The organism is Streptomyces endocoffeicus, from assembly GCF_016741935.1.
Lineage (GTDB): Bacteria > Actinomycetota > Actinomycetes > Streptomycetales > Streptomycetaceae > Streptomyces > Streptomyces endocoffeicus.
In genome coordinates, this window is record NZ_JAERRG010000004.1 from 432,374 (window position 1) to 454,019 (window position 21,646).

General features: G+C 68.2%; 11 protein-coding genes. 7 read left to right on the forward strand and 4 right to left on the reverse strand.

Annotated features, from left to right (window positions below; translation table 11 throughout):
- Positions 1 to 18: 18 nt before the first annotated feature.
- Entirely contained in the window at positions 19 to 2,949 is a 2,931-nt protein-coding gene (gene pglZ, locus JK364_RS14430; protein WP_201851329.1) for a BREX-2 system phosphatase PglZ, read from the forward strand.
- 25 nt (positions 2,950 to 2,974) lie between these two features.
- Here pglZ and JK364_RS14435 read toward each other — a convergent pair whose 3' ends face one another.
- Together JK364_RS14435 and JK364_RS14440 are read right to left on the reverse strand one after the other, a co-directional pair.
- Positions 2,975 to 4,012, reverse strand: coding sequence for a CBS domain-containing protein (locus JK364_RS14435; RefSeq protein WP_201851331.1), 1,038 nt, complete (start codon positions 4,010 to 4,012; stop codon positions 2,975 to 2,977).
- 8 nt (positions 4,013 to 4,020) lie between these two features.
- A complete protein-coding gene (locus JK364_RS14440) occupies positions 4,021 to 5,829 on the reverse strand; it encodes a GmrSD restriction endonuclease domain-containing protein (protein WP_201851332.1) in 1,809 nt (602 codons plus the stop codon).
- 124 nt (positions 5,830 to 5,953) lie between these two features.
- Between JK364_RS14440 and brxD the strand changes: the two genes are divergently transcribed.
- From brxD to JK364_RS14455, 3 genes are all read left to right on the forward strand, one after another.
- Entirely contained in the window at positions 5,954 to 7,291 is a 1,338-nt protein-coding gene (brxD, locus tag JK364_RS14445; protein ID WP_201851334.1) for a BREX system ATP-binding protein BrxD, read from the forward strand.
- A complete protein-coding gene (locus tag JK364_RS14450; RefSeq protein ID WP_307841276.1) occupies positions 7,288 to 9,429 on the forward strand; it encodes a DEAD/DEAH box helicase in 2,142 nt (713 codons plus the stop codon). The genes brxD and JK364_RS14450 overlap by 4 nt, the downstream gene beginning before the upstream one ends.
- 109 nt (positions 9,430 to 9,538) lie before the next feature.
- On the forward strand, positions 9,539 to 10,870 hold the full coding sequence (locus JK364_RS14455) for an SRA domain-containing endonuclease (RefSeq protein ID WP_201851336.1): 1,332 nt from the start codon (positions 9,539 to 9,541) through the stop codon (positions 10,868 to 10,870).
- An 8-nt stretch (positions 10,871 to 10,878) separates the two neighbouring features.
- Here the strand turns inward: JK364_RS14455 and JK364_RS14460 are convergent, their stop codons facing one another.
- On the reverse strand, positions 10,879 to 11,919 hold the full coding sequence (locus JK364_RS14460; protein ID WP_307841277.1) for a beta family protein: 1,041 nt from the start codon (positions 11,917 to 11,919) through the stop codon (positions 10,879 to 10,881).
- Between the two features lie 210 nt (positions 11,920 to 12,129).
- On the opposite strand from JK364_RS14460, the gene JK364_RS14465 reads away from it, so the two are divergent.
- The 3 genes from JK364_RS14465 (at position 12,130) to JK364_RS14475 (ending at position 16,626) form a co-directional block, all read left to right on the forward strand.
- Positions 12,130 to 13,989: a DNA/RNA helicase domain-containing protein gene (locus JK364_RS14465; protein ID WP_307841278.1), complete on the forward strand. Its 1,860-nt coding sequence runs from the start codon at positions 12,130 to 12,132 to the stop codon at positions 13,987 to 13,989.
- 343 nt (positions 13,990 to 14,332) lie between these two features.
- Positions 14,333 to 14,533, forward strand: a complete 201-nt coding sequence (locus JK364_RS14470; RefSeq protein WP_201851341.1) for a hypothetical protein — start codon at positions 14,333 to 14,335, stop codon at positions 14,531 to 14,533.
- 203 nt (positions 14,534 to 14,736) lie between these two features.
- Complete coding sequence (locus JK364_RS14475; protein ID WP_201851343.1) at positions 14,737 to 16,626, forward strand: DUF2075 domain-containing protein; 1,890 nt, start codon at positions 14,737 to 14,739, stop codon at positions 16,624 to 16,626.
- Between the two features lie 47 nt (positions 16,627 to 16,673).
- Here JK364_RS14475 and JK364_RS14480 read toward each other — a convergent pair whose 3' ends face one another.
- The gene (locus JK364_RS14480; protein ID WP_201851345.1) at positions 16,674 to 21,509 is read right to left on the reverse strand and encodes a DUF3320 domain-containing protein; all 4,836 of its coding nucleotides are present in this window, start codon (positions 21,507 to 21,509) and stop codon (positions 16,674 to 16,676) included.
- Between the last annotated feature and the right edge of the window lie 137 nt (positions 21,510 to 21,646).

Sequence of the window (21,646 nt, forward strand, 5' to 3'; positions counted from 1 at the left end):
CGGAACGAGGCGTGTGCGGTGAGCACGACCACCACGAACACGGAGAGCACCACGAACACGAGCACGGCCACGGCGGGCACGACGAGCGCGGTGCGGCTCAATGCCGCGACCATCACCCAGTACCTGGCCTCGCAGCCCCGGCTCACGCCGGACAAGCGCCGGGCCGTACTGCTGCGTGCCGCGCCCTCCTGGGACGGCCCGGCCGAGCTGGCCTGGGGCGAGCGGCGCCAGGCGACCGTCGTGGCGGCGCCCTCGCCGCTGGCCGCGTACGAACTGGTCCTCGCACATCAGGCGCCCTCGGCTTCAGGCCCCGAGGTGCTGGTCGTGCTCACCGACCGGGAGGAGGCCGAGCTGGGCCCCGACCTGCTCGCCAAAGTGCACCGCCACCGCGTCAACGCGGTGGACACCTGGGACGTGGTCCGGGAAACCTTCGGCGCCCTCCACACCGACAACCGGCTCGTCCACGAGAACTGGGCGGCCGAGGCGCTGCTGGACGCCACCCCGCCGACCGGCTGGACCAAGCTGCCGGGCGGTGTGCTCTCCCGCGACAAGGCGCTCGGCGAACTCACGCTCCGCAGACTCGGCATCGGCCGCTACGACCCCGACCGTGACCAGCACGCCCTGTCCGCGAACGGCGACGGACTCGACATCCACACGCTGCTGCGGTGGTCCCTGGCATCCGGCGGCCCGGACCGCTATCTGGCGCTGCGGGCGCCCGAGCGGGCCGGTATCCGGCAGTTCCTCGGCGAGTCGGAGCAGGCGGGGCAGGCCGGGCGGGCGCTGCTCGCCCTGGTCGAGGCCGAGCACGGGCCGGACGCCGTCGCGTACGGCCTCGTCTGCGCGGCGCTGTGGGTGCACGCGGACGCGGCGGCGGATCCGGAGAACTACCGGGCCCGGGGGCGGGCCGAGCAATGGCTGGGCGAGGAGCCGCCCGTCCCCGGGGAGGCCCTGGACACGCTGGTGGCGGCCTTCGGACGGGCCTGCGAGGAGTTCGTCTCCGGACTGCTGCTGACGGGACGGTCGGACCAGGACGAGGCATCGTCGGCCGCGCGTCGGCTGACCGGCGCCGCGCTCGACCGGGCGGCGTCCCTGGCCCGGCAGTTCGGCGCGGAACAGGCCGCCCGTACGAGCCCGTTGCTGGCGGCGGGGCTCGAGGGGCGTTTCACCGCCGTCGGGGACGCGCTCCTGGGCCACGACGGGGAGCGGATCGCGCGGGCCGTGGCGGCGCTCGACGACCACCGGCTCGCGCCCGAGTCCGACACCCGGCCCCGCGTCGAACGGGCTCGCATGGCACAGCGGCTCGCCCAGTGGCTCGCGACCGAACCGGCGGTGGAGAGCGAGAGCGTGGCGGACGGTATCAACCGCCATGTCGACGAAACCGCATGGGTGGACCTCGCACTGGAGCACATCGAATCCGGCGGGGACGTGGAGCCGACGCTGAAGTCCGCCTACGACGCCCTGGGCGGCTCCGTACGCGCCCGCCGCCGCGAGATCGACCGCTCCTTCGCCCAGTGCCTCGCCGCCCGGACCACCGCCGGCAGGTCTCCGGAGAGCATGCTGACGGTGGAGTCCTTCCTGCCCACCGTCGTCGGCCCGGTAGTGAAGGCGGGGACACGCCGGGTGCTGCTACTGGTCCTCGACGGGATGAGCGCCGCGATCGCGGCGGAGCTGGGCGAGGAACTGCGCGAACACTGGGTCGAGTACGACCCGATGCCCAAGGCCAAGGGTCTCCCGCGGCGCCGGGCGATGGCCGCCGCGCTGCCCACCGTCACGGCAGTGTCCCGGACCTCCTTGTTCGCCGCCCGGCTCACCAGGGGCACGCAGGCCGACGAGACGAGGCTCTTCCCGGCGCACGCCTTCTGGGGCGAGGAGGAGGCCGCGGTCTTCCACAAGGACGACCTGCGCGGCGAGACCAGCGGGGCTTCCCTCGGGCCGGAGCTGCACGAAGCGCTCGTCGGCGACCGTACGCACGTCGCCGTGGTGCTCAACACCATCGACGACCGGCTCGCCACGGAGCAGAAGCTCGGCGACGGCGCCTGGCGGCTCGGTGAGATAGGGCGGCTCCTGGAGCTGCTGCGCTTCGCCGCCGCCCAGGGCCGGGCCGTGATCCTCACCAGCGACCACGGCCATGTCATCGACCGGCACGGGGTACGGGTCGACGCCGACCCCGACCGCGTGGAATCGGCCCGGCACCGGTCCGCCGGGCCCCCGCTCGCCGAGACGGAGATCGCGCTCTCGGGGCCCCGGGTGGTCGCTCCGGAGCCCGGCGGTCAGATCGTCGCGCTCTGGGACGCCAACTCCCGCTACACCTCGCAGAAGGCCGGCTACCACGGGGGCGCCTCCCTGGCCGAGGTCGCCATCCCCGTCCTGGCCTTCTTGCCGTTCGGCGCCGAACCGCCCAGCGGCTGGCGGGAGCTGGGCGACCAGCAGCCCTCGTGGTGGTCGCTCACCACGGAATCCGCGTCCGCCGAGCAGCCGACGCCGGTACGGCCCGCCCAGGCCACCGCCCAGGCGAAGAAGCCGTCGAAGCAGGCCGCCGAGCTGGCCAGGAGCCACGACTCGCTCTTCGAGGTGGCGCTGGTCCCCTCGGATGAGGACGCCCTGCTCTCCGCCGAGCCGGTCTCACCGGACGACGCGCTGGTGAGCGGACTGATGGCATCCGAGATCTTCGAGGCCCAGGTGGATCTGCTCGCCCGCAGGCCCCGCCCACCGGAGCTGGCCCGGGTGGAGAAGGCCGTACGGGCGCTGCTGGAGGCAGGCGGCACACTCCCCGTAACCGCTCTCGCCCAGCGCATCGGCCTGCCCGCCTCCAGGGCGGCTGACGGCTTCGCCGCCGTGCTGCGGCAGCTCCTCAACCACGACGGCGTGCAGGTCCTGGAGACGTTGCCGGACGGCCGGACCCTGCGGCTGAGCCTTGGGTTGCTGCGGGACCAGTTCGAATTGAGGTAACGGGTCCCGCAGCGGACGACCGAGGTCAGGTGAGCTGTCGAAGCAGCCCGACGAACTGACGCAGTTCGTCACTCAGCCGCTTCGACAGCGGCTCGGGCTCGAAGTGCGCGATCATGTTGCGGACTTCCCGCACCCGGTCGAGCTGGTGCACGAACTGGACCCGATCCACTCCCGTCCAGCCCAGAGCCTGCCAGTTCTGGTCGGCGAGGGGGCGAAGTGCCGGGTTCTGCTGATGGCCGTCGAGGAGCTTCACATAGCCGTTGAACATCAGATCGGTGATCTGGCCGGTCTTCTTGTTCTTCATCTGCACCGCACGAATGTTGTCCGGATCGAGCGCCGCGCCCAGGCACTTGCGGAGCCGGAATTCGATCTCTCCCACCACGAAGAACGGCCACGCCGTCGCATCGAAGCGCTCGGTGATATCCGCGCCCGTGACGATTCCGGTGAACTGTCCGCTGTTGTCCCGCACGAGCACGTAGCCGTACTCGCAGATGATCGGCAGGAGGGAGAAGAAGTCCTGCCGCCAGTCGGCTATCGGCGGATCGTCCACCAGGGCGTTCGCCAAGGTGGTGGTCGCGTTGGTCTCGTACATCTTGGCGACCGAACTCCAGGTGATCACGCCGTGCAGCGTCGTCCTGCCGTCGATGACGGGCACCTGGGAGTAGTTCATGGTGCGCATGAGATAGGTGGCCTGGGTCACCAGCGCTTCGGAGGGCACGCAGTCCACTCCGCTGTGGGCGGCCGGGAGATCCCCGATCCTGAAGGACTGCTGCGGCAGCGCCCCAGGCGTCAGCCTGTCCCCCTCACCTTCTTCCTCTTGGCCACCGGACTCCTCCTCCGACTCCACCACGGACTCGAAGGGCACGACATGGACATCGGCCTTGGCATTGCAATTGGCGAAGTCGGGAAGGGTCGAGAGCCCGGCATCCTTCAGGGTCTGCGTGATGAACAGCACGGACTGGTCGTTGCGCACCCGCGTCCCGAAGATCGCGAGCAGTTCGCTGACCGGGATCTTCTTGCCCTGGAGCTCGCGGAGCCGCTCATCGGAAGGTGGCTGTGACATGGCCTGACTCACCAGCTCGCCGTGTCACGGAAGACGGTGCGCTTGCCCATGGCGGACTTGACCAGGTCGAGGAGCTGCCGGGCGCGGTTCTCGTAGAAGCGCTCGAAGTCCGCCTCGTGCAGGGCGGCCGGGTCGATGAGATGCGTGGCGAGGACGTCATCGAACCACTCGGGCCGCATCCCGGACTCCAGCGTGAGCGACTTGAGATACACGCCGGGAGACCCCACGAGGCTGCGGCTCACCCGGGCGGACAGCGGTGTCTTGTTGACGATGGAGTTCGCCTTGGCCGATAGCGCCGGGGCGTTCTTGGCGAACCATCCCTTGGGGAAGATCTGCCGTACGTCCACGTTGTGCTCGATCAGCCGCCCGGCGGTAAGGGGCGCCTCGGTGAAGTACCAGTCCACCGCACCCTGCTTGACCAGCAGCGCGTAGATGCCCTTGTAGGCGGCGCTGTTGCGCGTGGTCAGGCTGTCCAGCCGGTCGTCCAGGAAGGCGGCTTCGGCGACTGTGTCCGGGATGGTCCCCTCATGGCCGCGGATCCAGCCGATGAGCTGCTCAACATCGCGGGTGAAACGGCTCTCCGTCGATCCGCCGTACATCTCACCGAGCACACCGCACCAGTACCACTGGGCGATCCGCTCATCAGCCCCCGGCGTGTCCAGCTCCTCCCCGAGGATGGCCCGGACGGCTGCCAGCGGCACGAGCTGGGTGCGGTACGGGAGGTCGGCCGAGCGGACGATGCACTGCTGCTCCAGGAACGACCCGACCCACTTGAACGCCTCGGCCACCCGAGGCGCCAGGCGCCGGAAGTCCGTCAGCGGCAGTCGCAGCAGATCACGGCGCTTACAGGCCACCGAGCTGCGCTGGCCGGCCTGCTTCTCCTCCCAGGTGCAGACGAGGACGACGGCCTGCAGAAAGTCGCTGCTGCTCAGGCCGTCCTCGACTCCGGCCTCCATGCGACCGAACACCGGGTAGGAGGAGGTCAGATCCTTCTTGATCTGCTCCCACTCGACCGGGAGCCGGTAGTAGTCGCCGCGCTCGGCGACATGCTCCTGGTTGCCAGCGTAGGTGGCGGTGAGCAGCTCGAAGATGTTGAGCGGCACACCACCGGTGTTCACCCGCTCGAACACGGCGCACACGGCGTCCATGGTGGTGGAGGCCGGGAGCCTGATCATCGGCACCTGGAACTGCTGCACGCTGTTGAGGACATGCTGCTGGAACTCGCTCCAGATGCCCCAGTTCGCCGAATCGACCTTCACGAACTCCTGGAGCCATTCGTTCACGCGCTGCGTATCGAACACGAGGTGCAGCGGGAAGAAACCGGCCGCGCACTCCTTCTCAACCGTGCTCAGGTCGAGGACGACCCTGCGGGCGAAATCGGACCGCAGGATCCGGTCCTCCGGCACGGAAACGACCGCGTCGTCTCGGTCCGCCGGCGCTCCGATGGCCTTGGCGATGTCGATGTAGTACCAGCGCTTGAGTTCCTTGCCCCGCGCGTCGACGGTATCGACCGGCTGGTCCCGGTGAAGTGCCTGAAACAGGGAGGTCGTGCGCTGCTGCCCGTCCAGGAGGAGTAATTCGGGCATCGTGCCCTCCGCACTCTCCGCGCCGTGGAGCGTGCGGGGCTTGAACTGGGAGGTCTCGCCCGTCTGCAGCGCCATCACGACGCCGAGCGGATAGTCGAGCGTCACCGTCGCGATGAGAGCCCTGATGCGTTCGTCATCCCATTTCCATTCGCGTTGGAAATCAGGAAGCTGAAGAGCTCCGGATGCCACGAGCTTGAGGACATTGCCGAGGTTGAGGCCGTCGAGCGCCACGCTGGGTCTTCCCCCCGATTGAGGCGGAGCGGTGTAAACACACGATTGCACCAAGTGACCAACCGTGCGTCAAGTGCGATGACAGGGACGCCGGAATCGCCTGCCGCAGTGCGAGACTGATGGGGTGAGTACAGACAGCCCCGGCCGGAGCGGACCCGTCAGCGCCGCCCGGCGCCGCGACGTGATCGATGCCCTTCGACGTGGGGCCGTCCCCGAAAGCGGACTCGATCTCCTGGCGACCGGGCTGGGGCGCTTCGAGCAGGCCCTGGACGCAGAGCTCGACGCCGTCGCTTCGGGGGCTTCGGTGTTCAAGGCGGTCCGAGGCGAGTACGGATCCGGCAAGACGTTCTTCACGCGATGGCTCGGCGAGCGTGCCAAGCGCCGTAAGTTCGCCGTCGCCGAGATCCAGGTCTCCGAGAACGAGACACCGCTGCACAAGCTGGAGACCGTCTACCGCCGCCTCACCGAGCGGCTGGCCACACCCGGGTTCCCGCCGAGCGCACTGCGGCCCGTCGTGGACGCGTGGTCCTACGCCTTGGAAGAGGACGCGCTCGCCGCCGGCGCCTCGGAGGAGGACCTGCCGGACGAGGTCGAACGGCTGATGACGGCCAGGCTCGTCGAAGTCTCCCGGCACGCTCCGTCGTTCGCCATCGCGCTGCGCGGATACCGGAACGCGCTCGCGGCGGGGGACGAGGCCACCGCGTCAGCCGTCATGGCCTGGCTGGGCGGACAGCCGCACGTGGCCGCCGCAGCGCGCAAGGCGGCCGGGGTGCGCGGCGATCTGGACCACTTCGGCGCGCTCGGCTTCCTGCAGGGACTGCTGACCGTGCTGCGCGACTCCGGGCACTCGGGACTCTTCGTCGTACTGGACGAGGTGGAGACGCTTCAGCGGGTACGCTCCGACGCGCGGGACAAGGCTTTGAACGCACTGCGCCAGCTCATCGACGAGGTGCATTCCGGGCGCTTCCCCGGGCTCTATCTGATGATCACCGGCACACCGGCCTTCTACGACGGACAACAGGGCATCCAGCGGCTGGCGCCCCTGGCTCAGCGGCTGGCCACCGACTTCACCACCGATCCCCGCTTCGACAACCCGCGCGCGGTGCAGCTCCGGCTGTCCGGCTTCACCCTCGACTCGCTCGTCGGCCTGGGGCTCACCATCCGTGACCTGTACGCGAGCGGCTCCTCGAACCCGGACCGCATCAAGACGGTCGCGGACGACGCGTACATCACCGAGCTGGCCAAGGCCGTAGGCGGGGCGCTGGGCGGCAAGGTGGGGGTCGCGCCCCGGCTGTTCCTGAAGAAACTCGTCGGCGACGTCCTCGACCGCGTCGATCAGTTCGAGGACTTCGACCCACGCGAGCATTACGCCCTGACCGTGAACACGGCGGAGCTGAGCGAGGTCGAACGCAACGCGGCGGCGGCCACGAGTGCCGACGACATCGCCCTGGACCTGCCGTGACGGAGGTGCCGGGGGACGCCGATCCGCTGGACCGACTGCACCGGGGTCTCGTCCACCATATCGTGAATTCCCTGGGCTGGCCGGGCCTGCGGCCGCTCCAGGAAGAAGCGATCGCACCGCTGATGGACGGGACGGACGCGGTACTGCTGGCGCCCACCGCCGGCGGGAAGACCGAGGCGGCGAGCTTTCCCCTGCTGTCGAGGATGGTGAAGGAAAGCTGGACAGGCACGTCGGTGCTTTACGTCTGTCCCCTCAAGGCGCTGCTGAACAATCTGCTGCCCCGGCTGGAGACGTACGCCTCTTGGCTCGGTCGCACCGCCGCGCTCTGGCACGGCGACGTCCCCCAGACGCGCCGCAAGCGCATCCTGTTTGAACGACCGGATGTACTACTGACCACCCCGGAGTCCCTGGAGGCGATGCTGGCCAGCGCGAACGTCGATCACCGGGCCTTCTTTTCGGGGCTGCGCGCGATCGTGGTCGACGAAGTACACGCCTTCGCGGGCGATGACCGGGGCTGGCACCTGCTGGCCGTGCTGGAACGGCTGGAGCGAGTGGCCAACCGGCCGGTCCAGCGCGTCGGCCTCTCCGCGACGGTCGGGAACCCGGAGGAGCTGCTGACCTGGTTGCAGGGGTCCGGGGTCGGCAAGCGCACGGCGCGGGTCGTCGCTCCGCACCTGCGGGAGAAGACTCCGGAGCTTCCTCCGCCCGGTGACATCGAACTCGACTACGTGGGGTCGCTGGCCAATGCGGCAACGGTGATCGCGGCCCTGCACCGGGGCGAGAAGCGTCTGGTGTTCTGCGAGGCGCGCCGGGACGTGGAAAAGCTCGGCGAAGCGCTGCGTGCGAAAGGGGTCACCACTTTCCTCTCCCACGCCTCGCTGTCCGCGGACGAGCGGCGCCGGGCGGAGGAAGCCTTCGCGGAGGCCCGCGACTGTGTGATCGTCTCCACGAGCACACTGGAACTCGGGATCGACGTCGGTGACCTGGACCGGGTCATCCAGATCGACGTGCCGGCAACGGTCGCCTCATTCCTTCAACGGCTTGGCCGCACCGGACGTCGGCCCGGCTCGAAGCGCAACTGCCTCTTCCTGGCCGTGGACGAGGCCGGGCTGCTGTCGGCGGCCGCTCTTCTCCTGCTCTGGTCCCGCGGCTGGGTCGAACCGGTCGTCGCTCCGCCGGAACCCCGGCATATCACCGCCCAGCAGATCCTCGCCCTGTGTCTTCAGGAACACCGGGTCGGCGACCGGTTGTGGCGGGAATGGTGGGGTGGGCTCGGCCCGTTCGGCGCTTCGGCGGAGCCCATCGTGCGCCACCTGATCGACGAGGGATACCTGAATCGGGACGGCGGGCTGATGTTCATCGGGCCCGAGGCGGAACAGCGCTTCGGCTTCCGGCACTTCATGGACCTTACGGCGGTGTTCACCGCCGCGCCGGAGTTCACCGTACTGTCCGGCCGTACCGTGATCGGCACCACGGACCCCGCGTTGCTCACCGACGAGATCGTGGGACCGCGGCGGCTGCTGCTCGCCGGGCGCAGTTGGCAGGTGACCTATATCGACTGGTCACGGCGGCGGTGCTTCGTCGAGCCGGTGGACGGGGGCGGAAGGGCTCGCTGGGGCAGCGCCGGCTTCGCCCGCGCCGCCTCGTACGAGCTGATGCGGGCGGCGCGGGAAGTGCTGCTCGGCGCGACGCCGCCGGTCACCCTCACCCGGCGCGCTGAGGGCGCCCTCGCCCAGGCCCGCGAGGCGGGCACCAACCTGGTGCACTCCGGCGGCACCGTGATCATGCGGGGCGGGCGGGACACGAACGTCCGCTGGTGGACGTGGGCGGGATACCGCGCCAATGCCACCCTCGCCGCCACGCTCACCTCTGTCGCCGACCCCCTCCAGCGCCCCACGGACGCGTACGTCCGGCTGCGTGAGGACATCACCCCACTGGAGTGGAAGAAGGCCGCTGCGGAGGGCGCCGAGCACCTGTGCCTGCCCGCGGTGGACCCACGCGCCCTGACCGGCTTGAAGTTCAGCGTCGCCCTTCCACCTCGCCTCGCCGAGGCGACGCTGGCTACCCGCCTGGCCGATCTCGACGGAGCGTCCGCGGCGCTCCGCGAACCGGTCAGGTTCACGACGTGGAATGCGTGACGGGGCGCCGATCGCTGTGGAGCCGGCTGATGGCTGGGGACCGTGTGTCAGAGGCGTGCCGTAGCCTCCAAGTCCTGCTCAACAGGTCGGCCGACTCAGAAGGTGACACATGAACGCCTGGCTCCTCACCTGCAACCGAAAGGTGTTCGATCTGGACTCATTCCGCCGGGACGGCCGTGAGCTGGAGGCCTGGAGCGTGGTGCGCTACAGAAGGGAATTAGCAGACGGCGGCCGGTTCGTCATGTGGATTACGGGGCCCAAGGGAGGTCTCATCGGCCGCGGTCGATTCACCGGGCCCCCGACACAGCAGGCATCCTCTCCGGACGAGTACTGGCAGGAGGACCCAGGGCAACGCTGGTACGCCCCACTCGTCATGGATGAATGGCTCGACGAGCCGGTCCCTCGGAGTGAGTTCACCGAGGACCCACGGTTCGTGGGTGCCTCGCCATTTCGGACGCTCTTCGCCGGAAATCCCCATCGCCTGAGCGATGACCAGTGGGAAGCCTTCAGCGAAGCGTTCGACCAGCACCGTACCGCTGGGTCGCGCGAATGGCGGCTGCGGCCCGGTGACACGATCCGGCGCGGGGATCTCCACGACCGCTACGGAGGCAGCCGGGCCGGAGACATCAGCACATGCCCGGAGTCCGGGAACATTCTCCTCTTCACCAGCTCACACACCGATCACGGACAAGGTGGTCGTAACGGATGGGCGGAGGATGGGACCTTCCGCTACATCGGTGAAGGCTGGACCGGTGACCAAGACCTCTCAAGCACGAACGACACGGCGGTCCGTGACCATGCGCGCGAGGGCCTGGCGCTGCGTCTCTTCGACCGAGTCGGCGATGACGTCCGCTACGTCGGGGAATTCGCGGTGGATCCCTCGACTCCGTACAACTACGCAGACGTCTCGGAGCCCGGCGGCGGCTCGATGCGGCGGGTCATCCAATTCCATCTCGTCCCCGTGGGCATCGCTTCGCAGCCGGCTACCGTGCCCGTGGGCTGTGAGTACCGAGTCGCGGACGATACTGTCGAGCCGGCCGCCGCCACCCCCGGTCCAGTGGACGCGGACCTCGCTACGCGGAACCTCAGTGCACATCGGAGACTGCAGAACCATCTGGCGGCGGCTGCCAGGGAGCGGGGGATGACGGTCCTCTCGCCCGGCGCGGCTGATCCGGACTTCGACCTCGCCTGGCGCAAGGGTGACCATGACCTCGCCGTATGTGAGGTCAAGTCTCTGACCAGAACCAATGAGGCGCGACAGATGCGTCTCGGCGTGGGTCAGCTTCTCGATTACCACGATCTGCTCCGAGCTCGAGCCGCGAATGTGCGGGCGGTCCTCTGGGTGGAGCACGAACCCACTGACTCCCGTTGGCTCGGGATATGTCACCGGGCGGGGATCGAACTCGCTTGGCCGGGCAGAGAGGCCGACATCCTCACATAGCGGAGCGGTCATGGGCGCCCAAGGGCCTCCAAGTTGGCTGAAACCACAGCAAGATGGTGGGATGTCGCCCATGCTCGCCACTCTGCACCACCTCCGGCTTTCGGCCGTCGTCGATGAGCGCAGTCGAGGATCCGGCCGTCCCCCCACGAGGTCTGTGCACCAGTGGACGGCCAGTAGGGGGAAGCGACGAGGTCTTGACTCAGGGTGAAGAAGTCATCATTGCCGGAGCGGATCCTCGGGTAGACGAAGACCTGCCAGTCGCCTCTGGTCGTGTAGCGCATGTTGGGGTCTGGCGTTCCCTTGGATCTCTTCGGCATGTGCGGGTGCGTGACCCCGAAGTCCCCAAAATCCGGCGGCTCGCCATCCCACCGATTGATCACCTGCTGCCACAGTTGCGCGTCCAGCCGTGGCACAGGTGTCGCCTGGCCGCGGGGGAAGCCGGTGAGATTGGCAGGGAACGCGCCCGCAGCGACACACCTCTCTCGCCATCGCCACGGGGAAAGCAACCTCAACGCTTCCAGAACGCGCTCCACGGCGCCGTCCCGACCAGCGATGGACCGTACGGGGCCGGCATCTACCAGAAGGTCGGTCTCTTCGGGCTCGACTTTGAGGTCGCGGAGCAGCCCGCGAATTCGCTCTTTGTCCGGGAAGGGTTCGCCTGGGTCCGCGGCCACTGCGACGCGAAGACACGCCCCGCTCTGGTGTCCGGCCACCGCGCTCGCCGCCTCGGCCATCGCGCCGTCGGTGTCGGTGCACCGGACGACCGGGCACATGGTCACGCCCCTGAGGCCAAGCGACTCACTCACTCGGGCCATCGGACCGCCGACGTCACCTTGGAGAACCTGGACCTCTGGTAGGGCACCACAGTCGACGGTGAGCACCGTGCCATTCGGCACAGCGTCCATGGCGTGGTCGCTGAAGGTCTCCAAGATGTCCCTGAGCTCCGGGTCGGGGACGATCTCCATCACTGGGCGGATGCAAGCTCGGACCTCAGGCGTCGCGTGCTCAAGGGCCATGAACTCACCCGCTTTGCCCTTGAGTATCGGCACGTAGGCCACCGGCCACCCCCAGGCGCCACCAGCACATCAAGCCAGTCGACAATTCAGCCGCATCTGACAGCGTGACCTGGTCGAGTGTGGACAGGTAGAGGGCGAAATCAGCCACCGCCCCGTGCCCAAGGGGCGGCGCGGCTGCCTGCGGGCACCACTGATTAGATCGTGGCCATGCATATTTTCGGAGGAACGGTAGCTGAGGCTGCGGTGAAGGTCACCGATCCCGAGTTCATCAGAGAGTGCACCCATCGCTACCGCACCATCCACGGACGCTCCCCCGGCGAAGAAGAAGTAGAGAGTTGGGTGAACAGCTGGCCGCCCTTGCTGGAGGTCCTGCTCGCAGCGAAGCTGAGCGAGCTGCACCTCTTGCTTGAGTACGAGCTGCCGGGCACCAGCCAGCGCATCGACGCGCTCCTTCTTGGCCACCGTCCCGGGGCAGAGTCCCTGGTCGCTGTTGCCGTCGAACTCAAGCAGTGGAAATATGCCGCGCCCCACGACGCGGGGTCGGGGATGCTCCATGTCGGAAAGAGGGAAGTGCTCCACCCGGCACGTCAGGTCGGTGGCTACGTCAACTACCTCAACGAGTGGGTTCCTCCCGAGCTGCACCTTGACGTCGAAGGCCTCGCTTATCTCCATGCGGCTCCTCCGGACCTGATCAACGGCTTGCGGAGGCTTCAGGAGTCGGGCCCCAGCGCCGCGTACTCCATACTCGGCCCCGACGACGTGACCGCTGACACTCCGCCGCGTCTGCTGGCCGAACGCCTCCACTGCCCGGGGCTGCAGCCAGCGGCCCCGGAACGTGTCACCGAATTCCTGGAGACGAGACACCGCCCGGCTCCGAAACTGCTGGCCAGGGTCGCCGGCGTCATCAGCGGCCACGAAACGTTTCGCCTCATCGGAGAGCAGGACGAGGCGCGTCAGCGCATCGACAGCGCCATCAAAGCCGCACGGCAGGGGCACCGTGGGCACGTCGTCGTCGTCGCCGGAGGACCGGGGACCGGGAAAACCGCCATTGCGACCCGGATTTTTGGTGACCTCTGTCGGGAATCCGGCGCCAACCCGCGTCTTCTCTCCCCGACGGGGACCCTGTCTCAGCAGCTCGGTCGCGCCGTCGGAGAATCGGCGCGGGGGCTCATCGCCACATTCACCACCCGCCTGCCCCGCGAGCTCAACAAAGATACGAGCGTTGTGCTGCTGGATGAGGCCCACCGTGCCCGCACGGGCCAAGGCCTGCGCACCAAAGAATTCCCCAAGCTGCTGACCGACCTGATAGCTGAGTGTGCCGTCCTCGTCCTCTTCCTCGACGAAGGCCAGATCGTCCGCCCAGGCGAAGGCACCACCGTGGATGAGCTGCAGCGCATGGCCGAGCAGGAGAACTGCAGCTTTGCCCGTGTCGATCTACCCACCCAGTTCCGATGCAGCGGCTCTCGCCCCTATCTGGACTGGGTGGACGCCCTGCTGTCTCCGGAAGCGCACCCGCCGCGCTGGAGTGGCGACGATTACGACCTGGCCCTCGCGGAGAATCCCGCACAGCTCGAGGAGTGGATCACCGGTCACATACGCGACGGCCTGAGCGCGCGCATCACCGCCGGCTACTGCTGGCGCTGGAATTCCCCCGACGTCCCACCTCTGCTGCCGGACGTTTCCATTCGCTGGAAGGACGCTTCCGGGGAACACCTGTGGGAGCGGCCCTGGAACTCGCGGGCCGACATGATCGTCGCCGGGGACGGGGTCCCGGGACGCGCCTTCTGGGCCACGGACGAGGGCGGACAGCACCAGGTCGGGTGCGTCTACACCGCGCAAGGCATGGAGTACGACTATGGGGCGGTCATTCTGGGAAAGGACCTCGTCTGGACGGCCCAGGGGTGGCGGGCCCAGCCCGACGAGAGCGAAGACCCGGCCCTGAAACACCTCACCCCTCAGCAGTACCTGCGGTACGCGCTGAACACCTACCGGGTCCTCGCCACCCGGGGCACACGGGGTACGCGCCTCTACTCCACCGATCCGAAGACCCAGGCATTCCTCCGGACCGTGCTCGCAGGGCTCAGCGGCAACGAAGGCGACTGATCAATCTCGCGAACTTTCTTGTCGCGATCAGACCGACTGCGTACACTTTCGAAAGATCATTCGGCCACGACAAGGCTTCCGGGTCTGACCCGGACATCGCCTTCCCGCCTACATATGGAGCACACACGTGCCTTCTTCTTCCACCGGCAGCCTCGATGCAGCCGGGATTCGGCACCCTGGGTCATCATCGTTCGCACAGCAGACAGGCCACAGGAACGGCGCGGCGTCGCCGATTCGCCCCCTCCCCCGTTCCGCCTGATCTCACCTCTCCACCTCATGCCTGCGCCCGTGCTCACGGGAAACGGTTCTTCCCGCTACACCGGCCGGGCGCGAAAGGACTGCTGTGCTTTCCACGCCCATCCTCGTCACCGTGTGTGTCGCCTCGATGGCAGCGGTGATTTGTTGCGCCTTCGTCTGCAACACCTTTGGCAAGATCGCTGCCGCCGCCCTCCGGGGCAGCCGCTCAGCCGACCGCCCACAGATCATCCAGGCCCTGGGCACGGCCTTTCGTCATTTCCTGCGGCCGTGGTGGCGCCGCAGGTAGATCTTTCAGCGACAGCCAGGGGGGCGTGCCGGGCTCGCCCCTCTGCCCTGGAGGGCAGTGAGAACCATCGTGACAGAGCTAGAGTTGATACCGATTTTCCTGCGGCCCGCCGGGCTTCCGTTTCTGACGGGCTTTCCCCGTACAGGATGTGAAGGACACGCCCCCACCCGCTCCAGCGATCGTGTGCTGTCTGGGGGCCTTTCTTGTTGATCCGTGAATCCCTTGCCTCGGCCGCCGCCGAGATCCAGTCGGGAGCGCTGTACTTCCATCTGGAGGACAGATTCGTTCATGCGCACGGATATCGGCCCTCCTACGCCGAGCGCCGATCGTGGGAACACTCCCTTCCCGCTCTGGTGAACGCCGCGATGGAGGCTGGTCTCGGCGAGGTCGAGGTGATGCTGGAGTACACGCTGCCACTCACCAGCATGCGTGCCGATGCCATACTCGCCGGCGTACACCCGAAGACCCGTGAACCCTCCTACGTGGTCGTGGAATTGAAGCAGTGGACCGAGGCTCATCCGGATGAGGAAGCCCCACGCCTCTGCCACGTCGACGGAATGCGCTCCCGCCCGATGCTGAACCCCATCGAGCAGGTCCGGGGATACTGCGACTACCTGGCCCGGTTCAACGGGGCGTTGGACGGGCGGGAACACCAGATCGTCGGTGCGGCCTACCTCCACAACGCCACGGTGTTCGGAGCCGGAGCGCTGGACATCGCCGGGCAGAGCCCACGGGGTCGCTTCTTCACCGGGGACAAGCGGGGCAAATTCATCGAGTTTCTCCAGGAGAACCTCGCGCCGGAATCCGGCGCCCCCGCCGCCGATGCCCTCCAGGCAGGAAAGATCAAACCGTCCACCCAGCTCATCGATGTCGCCGCTCAGGAGATCCGCGACCGGGAACAGTTCCGATTGCTCGCTGAGCAGCAGATCGCGTACGAACTCGTGCTCAAAGCCGTTCGGAACTCCCGGCAGGCCGACAACAAGGAAGTCATCGTCGTCACCGGTGGGCCAGGAAGCGGGAAGAGCGTCATCGCGCTGTCTCTTCTCGGGGAGCTGTACCGCCAGGGGCGCGCCGCTTTGCACGCCACAGGTTCGGCTTCCTTCACCAAAACCATGCGGAAGGTGGCGGGGGCCCGCAAACGGGAGGTCCAAGACCTCTTCAAGTACTTCAACAGCTTCATGGCCGCCGAACGCAACGGTCTCGACGTGCTGATCTGCGACGAGGCACACCGGATGCGCCAGACTTCAGCCAACCGCTACACCCGGGCCGCTGATCGCACCGGCAAGCGCCAGGTGGAGGAACTTATCGACGCGGCCCGTGTGCCGGTCTTCCTCCTGGACGAGCACCAGGTCGTACGCCCCGGCGAGATGGGCTCTCTACACGAGATCGAAGAGGCTGCGGCTGCCAAGGGGCTGCCCGTCACCACGGTGCCCCTCGACGGCCAGTTCCGCTGCGGCGGGAGCGACGCCTATCTGGAGTGGGTGGTACGGCTGCTCGGTCTGGAGGACGGAGGCCCGGTCACCTGGGAGCCCGACTCCAAGATGGAGCTCATGGTGGCTGACAGTCCTGAGGAAATGGAGGTGTTCCTCGAAGATCGACGCGCCCAAAGGTACGGCGCCCGCATGTCCGCCGGGTACTGCTGGAAGTGGACCACCAAGATCGCACCGGGTCAGTCGCTCCCTGCGGATGTCGTCATCGGTGACTGGGCCCGGCCTTGGAACGTCTACGGGGATCGGGCGGTGGCCGGTGCGCCTCCGGCCGCCCTGTGGGCGACAGACTCGGCTGGCTTCGGACAGGTCGGCTGTGTCTATACGGCGCAGGGCTTCGAGTACGACTGGAGCGGCGTCATCATGGGGTCGGACTTGGTGTGGCGCGATGACCGCTGGGTGGCCGATCGCTCTGCCTCGAAGGACCCGGCGTTCAAGAAGTCCACACCGGACGAGGACGTGGACCGCCTGATCCGCAACACGTACAAGGTCCTGCTGACCCGAGGCATGAAGGGCACTGTGATCTACTCCACGGACGCCGAGACGCGTGCCAAGCTGCGCGAACTCGTCCAAGCCGAGGCCAGGACCCCGGAACCGGTGGGCTGACGGTGCCCTGAACCGGCTCGTAGGGCCCGCCAGGCTACGGGCCGGGGTCACCGCGACACCGTGATCCGGCCCTCCGCTCCCACGAACACCGCTTGTGCGTGCAGCTCAGCGATGTCCGCTTCCAGTGCGGCACGGATGTCCTGGCCCAGTCGTCGCCAGCCGAAGAAGTCGCAAGCCTGACGAAGTAGTTCTTCCTTTGACATCCCAGGGCATTCAGCCGCCAGCTCCCGGAGGGCGAGCCGCCGTTCGGACGGGGCGATGTGGGCGGCCTGGCGTGGGGCGGTTCCGTGCGCCGGGTGGCGGGCCTTGAGGTTCTGCCGGTCCGCCGTGTCGAGGAAGTCGCCGTCCACGCTGACGTTGCCCGTCCGGCCCAGACCACGCACCACCTGCCTGATGTTCTCGCGGATCCTGGAACCTGCCCTGGCCACGCCCCACGCTTCGCGGGCACGCTGCACCAGCAGTTCTTCGTGGATGGGGCCTTCGGCCTCGATGACCTGGGTCAGGATCCGGCGCAGCGCGGGCCGGGCCTCCGGCGTGTGGAGTTCGGCCGACGGTGTTACGTACACCTCGTGCACCGCGTACGGGGCGCTCCAGGGGCGGTCGGGCTCCGTGTCGACGGGGACCCGCTCGTGGTCCACGGCGGTGGGGCCGGGGTCCGGGCTCGGCTTCTGCTGGGCCGGGACAGCGGGGTGGGTCTGCGCGGGAGGTGGCGGCTCGTCGGCCGAGGCAGTCAGCGGGTCCATCGCCACGGCCCGCTCAACGGCCTTCCGCAGCCGCTCCTCGGCGGCGGCCTTCCCCCGGTACCAGTCCGTGCCCCAGATGCGGTGGAGTTTCCAGCCCAGGCCCCGCAAGACCTCTTCGCGCAGCCGGTCGCGGTCGCGGGCCACCTTGGAGGAGTGGTACATCGCCCCGTCGCACTCGATGCCCAGGGCGTACGTGCCGGGCGCGTCGGGGTGGCGCAGGCCCAGGTCGATACGGAATCCGGCGACGCCGACCTGCGGCTGGACCTCGTACCCCCAGCCGCGCAGCACTCGCAGCACTGACTCCTCGAAAGGGCTCTCGGGCTCGGCGTCGGCGGCTTGCACCACGTCCTGGGCGAGGACGTCGGGGCCGTTCTCGGCGTACTGGAGGTAGCGCTTGAGGTGCTGGACGCTCTTGTTCTGGCTGTCGCCGAGGCTGCCGCCGTGGAAGGACGCGACGACCTCCATACGGTGGCGAGCGCGCGTGACAGCCACGTTGAGCCGACGCCAGCCGCCGTCCTTGTTGATGGGACCGAAGTTGAGGGCGAGCTTGCCGTGTTCGTCAGGACCGTATCCGATCGACATGATCATGACGTCGCGTTCGTCGCCCTGCACCGATTCGAGGTTCTTGACGAAGAAGCCGTGCAGACGGTCCTCGGTGAAGCAGTGGTCGAGGTCGGGGCGCGCCAGGAGGGCCTGCTGGACCGCCAGCTCGATCGCCGATGCCTGGGCCTGAGAGAGGGCGACGACGCCGAGGGTGCGGCCGGGGCGGGTATCGAAGTGGTGGATGACGCGGCTTGCCACGGCTTCCGCTTCGATCCGGTTGTCCCGTCGTCCGCCCCGGTCATAGGTACCGCCTGCTGGGAAGAAGCCGACACCCACATCGTTTCCGCCGTCCATGGCGCCGGGGAAGGTCACCATCGAGTTCTGGTAGAACTCCCGGTTACTGAAGGTGATCAGGTCCTCATGGCGGCTTCGGTAGTGCCAGCGCAGGGGAAGGACGTTCAGGGCTCCGGCCTTGCAGGCGTCGAGCAGGGATTCGAAGGAGTCGGGCACGTCCTCGTCGTACTCATCACCGTCGTCTTCGACGGCCGCGTCGAAGAACGACGTCGGGGGAAGCTGCTTCTCATCGCCGGCGACAACGAGGGAATCGCCCCGGTAAATGCAGTTGATCGCGTCGGCGGGACGCACCTGGGACGCCTCATCGAAGATGACGACATCGAAATGGTAGTCCGATGGCAGGAACTGGCTTACAGTCAGAGGGCTCATCATGAAGCACGGCTTGATCGTCCGGACCACTTCCCTCGTGCGGCCGAGCAGTTCACGGACGGGCATATGGCGACGTCGCAGCTCCGCCTGCCGGATGATCACCCTGCCCGCTCCGCTGCCGAAATTGCGGGGCCTGCGCCGATTGCATGCCTCGATGACCGCGCCGCCAGCCGCCTCGATGAGACGGCGGTCGGCCTCTTGGAAGTCGGCGACCCGCGCGTCCAGGTCAGCGGAGCGCGTCGTGCGGAGCCTCTCGTCGGTGTCGAGGAGCCGGTCCGCCCACGCCTTGAGCAGGGCATGTTCTACGACGTCGGACAGCCGTTCCGCGGGGATACCGCGCTCCGCCGCACGGGGCACCAGTTCATCGACATGGTGGCGGGCCAGCACGGCCAGTCCGTCGCGGTACGCCTGCCACTCCTCCGGGCCCTGTGGGTCCGCCAGGAGGGCGTCCACGACCTGCTGGGCCTGCTCGAAGGTGCCCGATAGCGCGGGGGAAAGGTGCGCGCGCCGGGCGTCATCAAAGAGACTGAGAAGTGTCGTGACCGCGTCCGACCAGCGAGCGACGCGGTGCGCCACGGCGTCGCACCATTCGGTCAAGGAGTCCCGTGCGCTCCCGGCCAGTAGTCCCGGCAGCGGGTCAGGGGTGGAGCCGCCGTCGGCGAGGTACGAGGCGATCTTGTCCTGGTGCTCGATACCTCCGGAGAGACCCGCGATTCGATCCGCGGTGGCCAGTGCCCGGTCGAGGGCGGGAAGGTCCGCTTCGGTACGCGGTGTGTAGCGGCCGAGGAGCCCGCCGTGCCGGTCGGCGAGGCGAGCCACCTCGGCGGCGGCCCGCTGCCAGGCCAGAGCGTGGTCGAGGCGCCCGATGAGCCTCTTGTGCCAGACACCGTCCCGGGTGAGCGCCGCGACAGCCGCCCGGTCGGCCTTGTACTGCGCGGAGAACCGGCCCGTGATGCCGCGATGCTGCTCCGCGAAACGCCGTACGAGTTCCGGAAGCTCTGCCGCCGTGAGGATCTGCTCCCCGAAGGCGTCGTCGGCCCCACCGCGCGCCTCGGCGAGTACAGCGAGCGCTCGGCGCAGCTCCTCTGCGGCCGCATGGGCCTCGCGACGCGTTTCCGTGCCGAACCACGCGCGCGGCGGCCGCTCGGCGGCAGAGGCCAGATCCGTCAGCGCGAACAGCGTGAACGCATCCTCGGGCGTGACCGGCTCACGGGCGCCGAGGCGATCCGCGAGCTGGGCGAGCGTGCCCGAAACGTCTTCGGGAAGTGCGCTGGGCGGGGCCGGATCGCGGTCCGGCAGCCCAGCACGGAGTGATTCCACGGTCCGTTCGAGGTCATGCACGGTACGAGGTTCGTCGATCGCCACCGCGAAAGGCCTGCGTTCACCGGCCATACGCAGCGCGGTCAGCGCCTCGGCGGCCTCCGACGCCGCCGTCATCGCCGTGGAACCCACCAGCCCGCGCCAGACGAACGCCTCCCTTTCGACCGCCGGCCGCCAGGCGCGGCTGATGGCTTGGGCGGCCGCGATGGCGTCTTGCAGAGCCCCGGCGCTCAAGACGCCGACGGCCTCTCGGTGGGCGGCGCTCAGCGGAAGCCGAGGAGTGTCGTCCTGTTCGAGGAGGACCACACGTCCCAGGACGTCGTGCAAAGTGCGCCCCAGCGGCTCACGCACCTGGTTCATCGCCGCCGCGTAGCGGGACAGTTCCTCGCGCAGTCGGCGCGCCCGCTCGAGTTCGTGCTCGGCGGCTCCAGTGACCCGCGCCTCGGTGGTGAGTACACGGGCGAGTTCCATCGCCACGGCCTTCTTGGCGGTGTCACCACTGTGCAGGGAGAGGGCGAAGTCGCCAAGCCCGACTTCACGCAGCCTGTTGCGTACGACGTCGAGGGCGGCGGCTTTCTCACTGACGAAGAGCACCGTGCGGCCCTCGTGCATCAGTGCTGCGATCATGTTGGTGATGGTCTGGCTCTTGCCCGTTCCGGGCGGGCCGTTCATCACAAAGGAACGCCCGCCGAGGGCCGCGGCGACGCACTGACGCTGGGACGCGTCGGCGTTGAGGACGAGAGGGGTCCGCTCCGGAAGCTGGATCTCGTCGATACGGTCGAGATCAGGGGGCTCGAACTCGATCGCGTCCGGCGGAAGTTCCGAATCGGGGCCGAGCCCGACCGCGCGTACCAGAGGATGGGCCAGGATGCGGTCCTCGTTCTGTTGGAGGTCCTGGTACATCGCCTCCTTGTACGAGGAGAAGAGGCCGAGTACCACCCGCTCGTCGACCGACCAGCCGTCCTGCCCGTCGGCGATGTGTCGCGCCGCGGTGAGTACCGGCCCGAGTTCGGCGACGTCCTTGCCCGTCACCGGTGACCAGTCGATGCCCAGCCGGTCACACTTCACTTCCAGGGCCGGATTGTGAACCGGCTCCTGGCCCTCCGCCGGATACAGTCGGGCCTGGCCGGTCCGCCCATCGCGGCGCAGTTCCACCGGAATGAGCAGCAGCGGGGCCGAGCTTGGCTCCTGCGCGCCCACTTCCCGCCAATCGAGCATGCCCACGCCCAGCCACAGCACCCACAGACCGTAGTCGTTGTACATTTGGGCGGACTTGTTGCGAAGAAGGCGGAGAGCCCCGTCCAGCGCCGTCTGCCGGGTCTTCTGGGTGATGAGTCCGCCGGTTGGTATCGCTCCGCGACTTCCCCGTAAGAACAGCGCCTCCTGAGCTGCCTTCTCGTGCCCGTCGTCGCCGTCGTCCTCGCGTTCCTCGATGGGTGCGAAGTCCCAGCCCCGCACCAGACCATGGAGCACGGCAGCGGCATCGGGCGAGGTGATTTCCAGGGTCGCGGTCCTCGTATGGCGGAAGTTCAGCAGTCTGTTCCGTCCGCCCATGTCGAGCCGCCTTCAACCGGTCCAGACCGGGGTCGCTGATGCGGGGGCGTGCGGCACCGGTCACAGGCCGGGGTGTCATACGGGCAGTACCTCCACAGGAGCAAGAACGCGCACATGGGGACGATCCGCCATCCAGA

Coding starts and splice junctions, on each gene's coding strand:
- JK364_RS14435 (WP_201851331.1), bottom strand. CDS start 4,012: ATGTCACAGCCACCTTCCGATGAGCGGCTCCGCGAGCTCCAGGGCAAG.
- JK364_RS14480 (WP_201851345.1), bottom strand. CDS start 21,509: ATGGGCGGACGGAACAGACTGCTGAACTTCCGCCATACGAGGACCGCG.
- JK364_RS14455 (WP_201851336.1), top strand. CDS start 9,539: ATGAACGCCTGGCTCCTCACCTGCAACCGAAAGGTGTTCGATCTGGAC.